Source organism: Bacillus sp. FJAT-27231, assembly GCF_001183975.1.
GTDB classification, from domain to species: Bacteria; Bacillota; Bacilli; order Bacillales; family Domibacillaceae; genus Pseudobacillus; species Pseudobacillus wudalianchiensis.
On the sequence record NZ_LFZU01000001.1, the window covers coordinates 755517 to 768064 of the forward strand.

General features: G+C 41.3%; 9 protein-coding genes. 7 read left to right on the top strand and 2 right to left on the bottom strand.

From position 1 onward, the window contains the following. Positions 1–23 precede the first annotated feature (23 nt). Positions 24–2321: a YhgE/Pip domain-containing protein gene (locus AC623_RS03620; protein WP_082174512.1), complete on the top strand. Its 2298-nt coding sequence runs from the start codon at positions 24–26 to the stop codon at positions 2319–2321. An 87-nt stretch (positions 2322–2408) separates the two neighbouring features. Here the strand turns inward: AC623_RS03620 and yhfH are convergent, their stop codons facing one another. Next, entirely contained in the window at positions 2409–2543 is a 135-nt protein-coding gene (gene yhfH / locus AC623_RS20875; RefSeq protein WP_065410836.1) for a protein YhfH, read from the bottom strand. Positions 2544–2738: 195 nt separating this feature from the next. Between yhfH and AC623_RS03625 the strand changes: the two genes are divergently transcribed. The 4 genes from AC623_RS03625 (at position 2739) to AC623_RS03640 (ending at position 7731) form a co-directional block, all read left to right on the top strand. After that, positions 2739–3473, top strand: coding sequence for an MBL fold metallo-hydrolase (locus tag AC623_RS03625; RefSeq protein WP_049660649.1), 735 nt, complete (start codon positions 2739–2741; stop codon positions 3471–3473). 13 nt (positions 3474–3486) lie between these two features. Continuing rightward, complete coding sequence (locus AC623_RS03630; RefSeq protein WP_049660652.1) at positions 3487–4476, top strand: lipoate--protein ligase; 990 nt, start codon at positions 3487–3489, stop codon at positions 4474–4476. 135 nt (positions 4477–4611) lie between these two features. Further along, entirely contained in the window at positions 4612–6165 is a 1554-nt protein-coding gene (locus tag AC623_RS03635) for a fatty acid--CoA ligase family protein (RefSeq protein WP_049660654.1), read from the top strand. A gap of 249 nt (positions 6166–6414) precedes the next feature. Then, on the top strand, positions 6415–7731 hold the full coding sequence (locus AC623_RS03640; RefSeq protein ID WP_049660656.1) for a M48 family metallopeptidase: 1317 nt from the start codon (positions 6415–6417) through the stop codon (positions 7729–7731). A 133-nt stretch (positions 7732–7864) separates the two neighbouring features. On the opposite strand, the gene AC623_RS03645 is transcribed toward AC623_RS03640, so the two are convergent. Further along, positions 7865–8095, bottom strand: a complete 231-nt coding sequence (locus AC623_RS03645; protein WP_049660658.1) for an IDEAL domain-containing protein — start codon at positions 8093–8095, stop codon at positions 7865–7867. A gap of 213 nt (positions 8096–8308) precedes the next feature. On the opposite strand from AC623_RS03645, the gene AC623_RS03650 reads away from it, so the two are divergent. Together AC623_RS03650 and addB are read left to right on the top strand one after the other, a co-directional pair. After that, on the top strand, positions 8309–8926 hold the full coding sequence (locus tag AC623_RS03650; protein WP_049660661.1) for a TVP38/TMEM64 family protein: 618 nt from the start codon (positions 8309–8311) through the stop codon (positions 8924–8926). A 140-nt stretch (positions 8927–9066) separates the two neighbouring features. Further along, entirely contained in the window at positions 9067–12546 is a 3480-nt protein-coding gene (gene addB, locus AC623_RS03655; protein WP_049660662.1) for a helicase-exonuclease AddAB subunit AddB, read from the top strand. Positions 12547–12548: the final 2 nt, after the last annotated feature.

Genomic DNA, 12548 nt, shown 5'->3' on the forward strand with positions numbered 1-12548 from the left:
CTATTATTACGATGGAGGCAATTATGAAACGATCTATGTTTATAGCAGAATTAAAAAATATTGCTGGCAATCGAATGTTATTCATTTCAATGATAGCCATCTTGCTTATTCCTCTTTTATACGCAGGAATGCTTTTATGGGCGTTTTGGGATCCGTACTCACAATTAGATAAATTGCCGGTAGCCATTGTGAATAAAGATGCCGGCGCGGACTTTGATGGTGAAAAACTAGCCATTGGTCAGGAATTGACGAAAGAACTCAAGAAAAGTGATGATTTTGATTTTCAGATTGTGAGCGAGAAAGAAGCACAAAAAGGAATAGACAATCAAGAGTATTATATGATGATCGAAATTCCAGCTGATTTTTCTGCAAACGCTACTACGCTGCTAGATGATACACCTAAAAAGCTAGAGTTGAAGTATGTGCCGAATGAAAGCTACAATTTCGTTTCTTCGCAAATGGGGACAACAGCCATGAAGGAAATTCGGGCTTCTGTCCAAAAGAGCGTGACAGAAACGTATGCAGAAACGATGTTTGATAAAATGAAGTCGATGGGGGAAGGCTTTGAAACGGCAAGCAAAGGGGCCGGAGAACTAGATGAAGGAGCAGATAAGCTTTCTGAAGGAGCCGCCCAATTAAAAGAAAACTTAGCTATTCTAGCTGATCGCTCTGTACAATTTTCTGAAGGTATTTCGAAAGCCGGGAAAGGATCAAAAGAATTAGCAAATGGAGCTTCAAAGCTAAGTTCAGGGCTAGCACAACTTGAGCAGGGCCAAAATAAGCTCACAGCCGGCAGTCAAGAGTTACAAAAAGGCACGAGTGAATTAGCTTCTGGCCTTTCTAATTTACAAACGGGCCTTCACACCGTAGATGGAAAAATGACGGAGCTTAATTCCGGCACGGCCCAAATGAAAGAAGGCGTGCAGCAGTTTCAAAGTAAACTTCCTGAATTAACAGAAGGCACACAGAAGCTCTCAGCTGGTGCTGAACAGTTAAATACTGGACTAGGGCAGTTTGAGGAACAATTGATTGCTGGTATGAATGAATCAATGAATCAGCAATTAGAGCAATACATGCCATTGCTGGAGAAAAAGTTCTCTCCTGTAGAAATTGCGCTCATTAAGCAAAAATTAAAAGAGCAGCAAAACCAAATGGCGGAGCAAATCAGAACGAATGTCGGTCAACTACAGGAAGGAAGCAAGCAGCTTGCTTCTGGTTCTAAAGCGGTTAATCAGGCCATTAGCGGACAGCTTGCCCCTAATATTAAGTCATTAAATGAAGGACTTGGGAAAGTACAGACAGGACAACAACAGTTACAAGCAGGCATTCATAAGCTAGCAGAGGGATCCGATCAATTAGCTGCTGGCACGGGACAGCTGCAGGCTGGAGAAGAGACTCTCACAAATGGCATGAATCAAGTGGGGGAAAAACTTTCTGATGCAAAAAATGGATCGGCAGAACTGGCAAGTGGAGCTGAATCATTAAATAGCGGTTTAGGAGAATTAAATAATGGCTCATCTAAATTATCGGAAGGAGCTGGAAAGCTGGCCGAAGGCTCTACTGAGTTAGAAAGCGGCTCCGTAAAACTGAAAGAAGGAACGAAAGAGCTGCATGATAAATTAGGAGAAGCGGCAGGCAAAGCAAACGAAGTACACGCAAAAGACGACACATACGACATGATGGCAGAGCCTGTGAAAGTGGATAAAGAGGTTCAGCATCATGTGCCGAACTACGGAACAGGTATTGCTCCTTACTTCCTGTCTCTCGGCTTGTTTGTCGGGGCGCTCATGTTAACGATTGTCTTTCCGCTTAGAGACCCTGCGGAACAGCCTTCGAGCGGTTTCCGGTGGTTTATCGGCAAGACGGGTATTATGCTCACTGCAGGAATAGCACAGTCATTGCTCGTTTCAGCTGTTTTATTATTTGGATTGAAAATAGAAGTACAGAGTGTACCATTGTTTATTTTAACGACGATGATTACAAGCCTGACCTTTATGGCGATTATTCAAATGCTTACAACGCTGTGGGGAAATCCAGGACGCTTTATAGCGGTGTTAATTTTAATTTTGCAATTAACCGCGAGTGCCGGTACATTCCCATTGGAATTAATACCAAAGGCATTGCAGCCATTTAATTCGATTTTGCCAATGGCGTATTCTGTCCGGGCCTTTAAGGCAGTGATTTCCAGTGGTGATTTTCATTTTATGTGGACAAACGAACAAATTCTTCTTTCGTTTGCGGCAATTTGTCTAGTCATTACCGCCCTGTTCTTTAAACGGTTGTTTAAAAAACAATATGGTGTGCAGACGGTGGAAGAATAAAATTAAAAAAGCAGAACCAGCTCAAGGCGAAGCTGGTTCTGCTTTTTTATATAGTATGGAATTGGAGGCTAAAGGAATAGGGATATCTTAAAGATCTTGAATGTCAGTACACTCATCACACACATGGCCGTAGCACTCATGCTGTTCCTCAATATAAGAGCCGCACTTTGCGCATTGTTTTGCCGGTAAGTTTTTGAAAAAGTCAACGATGTTTTTAACCATTTGATGTTTCCTCCTCATTTTTGTTATATAACTGATGTCTTATTTTTATTTATTGTATTATAACAGTATGTGCTAGTCAACCGTTTTTTATTAAATTTTTTAACAAATCAAATAATTCATGAAGTTGAACGAAAGACATTTGGGGAATACAATACGTATGAAGATAAAATCTAATTGATGGAAAGGAGCCCTTTCATGAACGTTACGGTTATTGGCTGCTGGGGCGGCTATCCAAAAGTGAATGAAGCAAGTTCAGGCTATTTGTTTGAAGAAGGCGGATTTAAAATGTTAGTTGATTGCGGAAGCGGAGTTCTCTCGCATTTGCAAAACCATATACAGCCCGAACAACTTGATGCTGTTTTGCTGTCACATTATCATCCAGACCACGTAGCAGACATTGGTGTGCTGCAGCATGCTCTTTTAATCGGCAAACATTTAGGAAAAGACATTTCACCGCTGCCGATTTATGGGCACAAGGAAGACGAAGCAGGCTTTGCTGCTCTTACATATAAAGATCTGACAGTAGGAAAGGCTTATCAACCAGAAGAGAAGCTAGTCATTGGACCATTTACAGTGGAGTTTCTGCGAACTGTGCATCCTGTGCCTTGCTATGCTATGAAAATATCCAACCACCGGCAATCTGTCGTTTATACAGCTGATTCTGCCTTTCAGGAAGCTTTTATTCCGTTTGCAAAAGGAAGCAGTCTGCTTCTGTGCGAGAGCAATTTTTATAAAGGGATGGATGGACAAGCAGCTGGTCATATGACAAGCGTAGAAGCTGGAAGACTAGCACGCCTCGCAGAAGTCAATACACTCGTATTAACACATCTTCCGCATTTTGGGGACGTGGCAACCTTAAAAGCAGAGGCCGAGGAAGAATTTTATGGTACCGTATTACTGGCGGTAGAAGATTTAGAAATAGGATTATAATGGAGGAAAAGCCATGCTGTTTATCAACAATAAAGGAATAACCGATCCACGGGTTAATTTGGCGATTGAGGAATACGCAGTCAAATATTTAGATATCAACGAATCGTATTTACTGTTTTATATAAATGAACCATCCATTATTATTGGTAAAAATCAAAATACGATTGAAGAAATTAACGTTGACTATGTGGAAGACAAAAACATTCATGTTGTCCGCCGCCTGTCTGGAGGGGGAGCGGTTTACCACGATTTAGGAAATTTGAACTTCAGCTTTATTACAAAAGATGATGGCGACAGCTTTCATAACTTCAAAAAGTTCACTGAGCCTGTCGTGGCCGCTTTACGTAAATTAGGCATTGAAGCGGAAATGAGCGGAAGAAACGACATTCTGTCCAATGGATTAAAGATATCGGGCAATGCACAGTTTTCCACAAAAGGAAGAATGTTCAGTCATGGTACGTTAATGTTTCAAACTAACATGGACGATGTTGTCGCAGCCTTAAAGGTACGGAAAGACAAAATCGAATCTAAAGGAATTAAGTCCATTCGCAGCAGAGTCACCAACATCGCTGATTTGTTAAAAGAATCGATGACGATCGAGGAGTTTCGTCAATTTTTGCTGGAAAATATTTTTGAAGGAGAGTCTCACATTCCTGAGTATCAGCTTGAGGATAAAGATTGGCGTGTAATTGAACAAATTTCACAGGAACGCTATAAAAACTGGGACTGGAATTATGGAAAGTCGCCAGCGTTTAATATCCAGCGTTCTCATCGTTTTCCGGTTGGCCTTATTGATGTTCGGCTTGATGTAAAAAATGGCCTCATTCAAAGCTGTAAAATATATGGTGACTTTTTTGGAGTAGGCGATGTAGAAGAAATGGAGAAAGGCCTTACCGGCGTTAGATATGAAAAGAATGATATTAAACAAGCTCTTGAGGCACTCGATGTACCTCACTACTTTGGAAACGTAACGAAAGAAGAAATTGCTGATTTATTATATTGATATGTAAAAAACTGCCATAGATGATGGCGGTTTTTTTCTTTTGTTGCAGCCTGGAAAAAATTGAATTATAATAAATATTGAAAATTCAAATATGAATGACTATTCATTCATGTTTCACAAGGGGGAGTGGATGGAATGAATCTTTCGATGGCATTAGAACAGGCAGCTGCCAAACAAGGGGGAAAAGCGGCTTATCACTTTCTTGATCAAACCGCTACATATGAAGAGTTAAACATGGCAGTTCAGCGATTTGCATCCGGTTTAAAAACGTTGGGCATCGAACAGGGGGATCATGTTGCTTTAATTGTGGGAAACTCGCCACATTTTATTGTGGCACTTTATGGAGCTTTGCGGGCAGGGGTAACGGTTATCCCGATCAATCCTCTTTATTCACCTGAGGAAATCAGCTACATTGTTCAAAATGGCGATGCTAAAGCCGTCATTTTACTTGATATCCTAGTCCCGCTCGTGAATAAATTAGATGCTTCTTTGCCATTAGTCGAGCATTACATCGTTTGCGAAACGAATGATGAACGGGTAAAAGGAGGGGAGCCTAAGCAATTTTCCATTTATGAAAAAATGAAAACGTTTTCTGAAGTGATCAATATTGGTCTTCTCCCATTCTATCCGCCGGTTGTAGACGAGAATGAAACAGCCGTCATTCTCTATACTTCTGGGACGACTGGCAAACCGAAAGGCGCGATGCTCAGCCACAAAAATTTATATTCCAATGCTCGTGATATCGCTTCCTATTCGCAATTTAGCGGAAAAGATCGAATTATTACAGTCCTGCCGATGTTTCATGTATTTTGTCTTACCGTGTGCCTCAACGCCCCGCTTATTAGCGGTGCCACGATGATTATTTTTCCAAAATTCAGCCCTAAAGAAGTATTTGCGCAGGCTAAGCACTATGAGGCAACAGTTTTTGCCGGTGTTCCAACGATGTATAACTTTCTCTATCAAGCAAGTGAGGGCCACTTGGAAGACTTTGCTTCTATCCGCTTATGCATTTCAGGTGGTTCCTCGATGCCAGTAGCTCTACTGGAGAATTTTGAGAGAAAATTCAATGTAAGAGTTTCGGAAGGGTATGGATTATCCGAAGCGAGCCCTGTAACAGCTTTTAATCCACTGGACCGACCTAGAAAAGCTGGTTCCATTGGTTGTTCGATTGGTAATGTAGAGAATAAAGTAGTGAATGAACTAGGGGAAGAAGTGCCAACTGGTGAAGTAGGGGAATTGATTGTTCGGGGTCCAAATGTGATGAAAGGATATTATAAACAGCCCGAGGAAACAGATGCAGCGATTAAGGATGGCTGGCTGTATACAGGAGATCTTGCTAGACAGGATAAAGAGGGCTATTTTTATATCGTCGACCGTAAAAAAGATTTAATTATTGTGGGAGGATACAACGTTTATCCGCGTGAAGTAGAGGAAGTGCTATATAGCCATCCGGATATCGTAGAAGGAGCCGTTCTTGGTGTGCCTGATCCTAACTACGGGGAAGCGGTGCTCGCCTTTGTTGTCTCAAAAAATGAACAGCTCACGAAAGGAGAGTTAATGGAATATTGCCGCAGTCGTTTAGCTGATTACAAATTGCCTAAAGAAATTGAATTTTTAACAGAACTCCCTAAAAATACGACAGGCAAAATATTAAGAAGAGCTTTAAAGAAGCAAGTATTAAAGAATTAAATGAGAGAGCGAAACTGCTTGGAAGAATGCGAATCAGCTTCTTCTAGGCAGTTTTATTATATAAGGAGTATTTACATGTTTCTAAGGGAATACGATTAAACTAGGCAAGAGACTTGTAAAAAAGTGCTGTTATTGTTCGCCCTTAGGACTTTTAGGTAAAAAGCTTGGGGGATAATTCTGTTTTCTGTTCTAAGTGGACAACATATATATTAAATATAATAAGGGATAAAGAAAGGAGTGAGGAGGACAGTGAAAAAGTGGGCCGTGTTTGCTTTAGTTGGATATGGATTATTTGCGCTGGCCATTTATTACTATTTATATGATATGGCACCTGGAGAAATCCCAGAAATTTATAAAGGGACAAGCGCTGATCCATCTGTTTTCTTAACCGCGGCAGAACAGACTTTAGGAAAAGAATATTCAACGATCAAGAATTTTTTATTTTTTCTCGGTGTTCCATTTGAGTGGCTTGTTTATTTCTTTATCTTAGTTTTCGGCGTTTCAAAGAAATTTGAGGAATGGTCGAAACAAACAGTGCGCTTTTCAGTTGGGCAAACGGCTATTTACTTATTTTACTTATCTCTGCTGACATTTCTGCTTGCATTTCCTCTTCAATATATTAGCTATCACTTTTCAAGAGTTTACAGAATTTCCGCTCAAACGTTTCCCCAGTGGATGAAAAATGAGCTTATTGATTTCTGGGTTAGCTACGTACTTATGTTTGTTCTTGTGTTTGTCCTCTATGCCTTGATTAAAAGGTTTAAGAAGAAGTGGTGGCTAGCTGCATGGGCGCTGTTTGTGCCGTTCACTGTGTTCATGATGTATGTACAGCCGGTACTGATTGATCCGCTTTATAATGACTTTTATCCATTGAAAAATAAACAATTGGAAACAAAAATTTTAAATTTGGCGGACAAGGCAAACATCCCAGCCGATCATGTGTATGAGGTAAATAAATCAAAAGAGACGAACGCCTTGAATGCTTATGTTACCGGGATAGGGGGAAATGCTCGGATTGTTTTGTGGGATACGACATTAAAGAAGTTGAATGAAGAGGAAGTCCTGTTTGTTATGGCGCATGAAATGGCCCATTATGTAAAAAAACACATCTATATTGGAATTGGCAGCTATCTGGCTTTTGCATTTTTTGGATTTTGGCTCGCAGCCAAATGGATGGAGAGATGGGTTCGCAAGTATGGAAAGCAGCTGCATATTAAGGAGTTGTCCCAATTGAGGACTTTGCCATTGTTTCTGCTTGTGATTTCCATGATGGCGTTCGCTTCCAGTCCTTTTTCTAATGCTATTTCCCGATTTGAAGAGAAACAGGCTGACGCCTATGCGATTGAAATGACAAGAGACAAGGAAGCTGCCATTAGTGCCTTTCAAAAGCTGGCACGAGAAGGGTTATCCGAAGTAAAACCTCCAGCGCTCGTAAAAATATTCCGATATGGACATCCCGCAATGGCAGAAAGAATTTATATGATGGAAACTTATCCGTTAGAAGTTAAAGAAGGAAAAAGGAAAGAAGAGAGGAGCAGCGCAAGCGCTCAAAAAAACCGAGACTAACCCACAAGTATATGGCGCCTCTTTTAAAGAGGTGCCATATACTTGCCTTTCGTCGAGTCAGCCTCCGATCTAGTGTCTTATCGACATAAGGGGAGTTTAGTATTAAAGAGGAGTAGCTTTAAAGAAGAATTAATTAATGTTTAAATTTTTTCTCTAACTCATTTAACTTGGCTGATAATTCAATAAATAATTGGCGATTTCCTTCATCCAAGGACTGATCGATCGCTTTCATCAGCTTTTGTTTTTCTTGTTTAAACAAGATATCATTTAACAAGTTGTCAATGTAAGCAGCTGTTGCATTTTTGACTTGTTCACGCGGCATCGGGGACTTCATCATTTCGGCAAAGTAATTATTGTTTTCCATTTTCATCACCTCAGATACCTTTTTCTTATTATATGTGATACCCTGAAAGGAATCAACCAAAACTTTTAAAATATTTAGAAAAATTATTTTTTAAGAGAATTAATTAAGTAGGGTTCCCTTTTTCCGCTTTTAAGCTCTTCCATTAAGATGAAACACCTAGTTGTGGTAAAATAAAAAAAATCGAACGTCAGCGGATATAAGGGGTAGAACAATATGGATGTTACAAGCCTGAAAGAATGGTTTACGATTGAAAATATAATGGATGTCATTCAAAAATACGAATCATTTGGGCCTATTCCTGGTTTTCTTCTGCCATTAATTGAAGCTTTTTTGCCTTTTTTGCCTCTTGTTGTATTTGTAATGGCCAATGCCAGTGCTTTTGGATTGTGGTGGGGGTTTTTACTATCATGGGGAGGATCGGTTACTGGCGCCATTCTCGTGTTTCTGCTTGTGAGGAATTATGGGCAACGAAAGATATTATCCTTTTTACATAGGCATCACCAAGTGAAGAAATTAATGAATTGGGTGGACCGTCATGGTTTTGGTCCTGTCTTTTTGCTTTTATGCTTTCCGTTTACTCCTTCAGCTGTAGTCAATATTGTGGCTGGTTTGTCTAATATTAGCATTAGGCAGTACTTGCTTGCGGTGATGGCGGGGAAAGTGGTCATGATTTTTACTATTAGCTTTATTGGATATGATTTCTTTTCATTAATAAAAGAGCCAATACGTACGACGATTCTTGGTGTCATCATTTTCGTTTTGTGGGCAGTTGGAAAACAAATTGAGAGACACCTTAATAAGAAGGAAAAGAAAGAAAGAGCGAGAGGCTAAAGCAAGCCGCGCTCTTTTTTGAATTATCGTTTCCTTATTAAGTTTTAGTAAGATGACAGAACGTATGATCTGTATTATGATAAAGGGATAGATCATGCAACAGCAGGCAGAATGCCGGAAATTTACTGGAGGGAAAGAATGTGTCTGTTCAATTTATAATCGGCCGGTCAGGGACTGGCAAAACGAGACGAATGCTTGATGAGATAAAAAATAACTTGATAGAAAAGCCGATAGGCGATCCCATTATTTATCTTGTGCCGGAACAAATGACGTTTTTATCCGAATACAGGCTAGCATCGGACTTGGAGCTTGGTGGTATTATACGCGCCCAAGTATACAGCTTCACACGGCTTGCCTGGCGAGTGCTTCAGGAAACGGGAGGAATGAGCAGACAGCATATTACTTCCTCCGGCTTAAATATGCTCATTCGTAAAATCATTGAAGACAAGAAAGAAGACTTAAAAATATTTGCTGGTGCAGCTGACAAGAACGGGTTTGTCAGCCACGTCGAAAGCATGTTGACAGAATTTAAACGGTATTGTGTGACGCCAGATGAGTTAGCAAAGAAGCAGGAAGAGCTTGTACAAAGTACGGGTTCAAAAGCATTGAAAGATAAGCTTCACGATTTACAGACAATATACAGTGATTTTGAAGAAGCGCTGATCGGCAAGTACGTCGATTCGGAGGATTATTTGCGTCTTTTAGCAGAAGCAGCAGCGATCTCCGACTATATAAGAAAGGCAGAGATTTATGTAGATGGCTTCCACAGTTTTACACCGCAGGAATATGCCGTGCTTTTGCAGTTAATGAAACAGGCAAAGAAGGTGACCATCGCCTTAACTGTTGATGCTCCCTTTCGTTCGATGCCGCCGGAAGAAACACATTTATTCCGTTTGACTGGCGACACGTATGCCCGTGTATATGAGCTGGCATTGGAAAATGGCATACAAGTAGAAGAAGATATTCTTTTAACAACGGGGGAACGGTATAAGGAAGAAAGCTTAAAGCATTTAGAAGCATACTTTGATCGCCGTCCGCCTGTCCCTTTTGAACCGTCAGATAATCTTTGTTTAATAAAGGCGGCAAACAGAAGAGCAGAAATTGAAGGGGTGGCGAGAGAAATCCGGCGGCTTGCTCGTGAAGAAGGATTTCGCTTCAAGCAAATGGCGGTGCTTGTCCGTAATGGAAAAGACTATCAGCAATTAATTGAAACGGTTATGCGAGATTACGATATTCCCTTTTTCATTGATCAAAAGCGTCCTATGATGAACCACCCTCTTATTGAACTGATTCGTGCTACGGTAGAAACCGTAACGAGTAACTGGCGGTATGAGTCTGTATTCCGTGCCGTAAAAACAGACTTGCTTTTCCCTATCAATGAAAATTGGCAACTGCTACGCGAGAAAATGGATCGCTTGGAAAACTATGTATTAGCCTATGGAATAAAAGGAAATCGTTGGACCGAAAAAGATAATTGGAAGTATCGGCGTTTCAGAGGGCTTGAGCAAATAAACAAAGTTCAGACAGATGAAGAGAGAGAAATAGAAACGGAACTAAATGAGGGTAGACGACTTATTTCTGAACCTATTTCTCGACTGTCCGGCAGACTGAAGAAGGCGAAACTTGGCAGAGAATTTGCCCAAGCCCTCTATTCTTATTTGGAAGAGCTGCATATTCCAGAAAAGCTAGAAGCGTTTAGCTTGGAAGCAGAAGAGAGAGGGGATCTTGTAACAGCAAGAGAACATAATCAGGCATGGAACGCCGTTATGGAGCTGCTGGATCAATATGTAGAAGTGCTCGATGATGAGGAGATGACGCTGCAGAAGTTCTCCGCCATCATAGATGCGGGACTAGAAGCGATGGAGTTTGCGATTGTACCTCCAGCTGCTGATCAGGTAACCGTGGCGAATCTAGAGCTTTCTCGTTTAAGTGAGGTGGAAGCGGCGTTTGTGATCGGGGTGAATGAGGGCGTATTGCCGGCGAAACAAATGGAAGACGGAATTTTAGCGGACGAGGATCGGGAAAGATTGCTGGCAGAGGGAATGACGCTGGCACTTAGCAGCAGGCGAAGGATGCTTGATGAAGAGTTTACTGCTTACCGAGCGTTTACGGTTTCAGCGAATCGGCTTTATGTCTCTTATCCTATTGCGGACAACGAAGGCAAAGCACTGCTTCCTTCTTTTTATATAAAAAGAATAAAAGAGCTGTTTCCGACGATGAAAGAGCGGCTATTTGTGAATGATCCGTCTGAATTAAGTGAAGAGGAGCAGTTGCAATATGTATGTCATCCTGATCCGACGCTGTCATACTTAGCTTCCCGTTTGCAGCTGAAACGTTTCCATTATCCCATGTATGACTTTTGGTGGGATGTGTACAACTTCTACATCAGTCATCCGCAGCAAAAGGAAAAAGCAGAAAGCGTATTATCTAGTCTATTTTATAAAAATGACACGACTTCACTAGATGAAGTAACGAGTACAGAATTGTACGGAGAAGAAATACTGGCGAGCGTGACAAGGATGGAGATGTTTAATAGCTGTCCATTTTCTCATTTTGCCAGACATGGACTGAAACTTAAGGATCGAGATGTTTTCCGCCTGCAGGCACCGGATATCGGCAACTTGTTCCACGGAGCGCTGAAATGGATTGCTGATGAGGTGGAAAGACGCGGCTTAAAGTGGGCCCAATTGTCAAAAGAACAATGTCGAAAACTATCAAGCGAAGCGGTCAAACAGCTGGCACCACAGCTGCAAAACCAGATTTTATTAAGTTCTAACCGTCACCTCTATTTAACTCGGAAACTGGAACAAATTATTTGGCGGGCTTCTTATGCATTGAGCGGACAGGCGAAAGCAAGCGGTTTTGCACCGGTAGGCCTTGAACTTGGATTTGGGCCAGGGGAGAAGCTGCCGCCTTTAGCATTCACGTTGAAAAATGGTGCGAAAATGGCACTTGCCGGCCGGATTGACCGGGTTGACCAAGCTGAAGGAGAGGATGGCATTTATCTGCGGGTCATTGATTATAAGTCGAGCGGCCGCGATCTGGATTTAACAGAGGTATATTACGGGATTGCGCTGCAAATGCTAACCTATTTAGATATTATTTGGACGTATTCGCCGCACCTTGTTGGAACAGAAGCCCATCCGGCGGGAGTATTGTATTTTCACGTGCATAATCCTTTTATCAGCAGCAAAAAATTGCTGACGCTAGAGGAAATTGAACGGGAATTATTTAAGAAATTCAAGATGAATGGCTTAGTTTTAGGGGAAGATGAAGCCCTGCAGCTTATGGATGCTAATCTAGGCGCAGGTGCTTCTCCTATTATTCCTGTTGCTTTTACGAAGACCGGAAAGCTGGATAAAAGATTTTCCAAAACGGCTGACAGAGAAGCATTTAATGGCATGAGACAGCATGTTCGCCGCCTCTATCAGCAGTCGGGGGATGAAATTGTCAGCGGAAAGGTGAACATCGCCCCTTATCAATATAAAGAAAGTACACCTTGTGGCTTTTGCTCGTATCGTCCAGTTTGTCAATTCGATGATACGCTTGAAGAAAATAATTATCGGCTGATCGCACCGAAAAAAGACATTCTTGAAGAGCTAAAGAAAGGAGGAGAGTAAGC

What these genes read in the sequence shown, in the direction of transcription:
- AC623_RS03620 (WP_082174512.1), top strand. Translation starts at nt 24, where the DNA reads ATGAAACGATCTATGTTTATAGCAGAATTAAAAAATATTGCTGGCAAT.
- yhfH (WP_065410836.1), bottom strand. Translation starts at nt 2,543, where the DNA reads ATGGTTAAAAACATCGTTGACTTTTTCAAAAACTTACCGGCAAAACAA.
- AC623_RS03635 (WP_049660654.1), top strand. Translation starts at nt 4,612, where the DNA reads ATGAATCTTTCGATGGCATTAGAACAGGCAGCTGCCAAACAAGGGGGA.
- AC623_RS03630 (WP_049660652.1), top strand. Translation starts at nt 3,487, where the DNA reads ATGCTGTTTATCAACAATAAAGGAATAACCGATCCACGGGTTAATTTG.
- AC623_RS03645 (WP_049660658.1), bottom strand. Translation starts at nt 8,095, where the DNA reads ATGGAAAACAATAATTACTTTGCCGAAATGATGAAGTCCCCGATGCCG.
- AC623_RS03625 (WP_049660649.1), top strand. Translation starts at nt 2,739, where the DNA reads ATGAACGTTACGGTTATTGGCTGCTGGGGCGGCTATCCAAAAGTGAAT.
- AC623_RS03650 (WP_049660661.1), top strand. Translation starts at nt 8,309, where the DNA reads ATGGATGTTACAAGCCTGAAAGAATGGTTTACGATTGAAAATATAATG.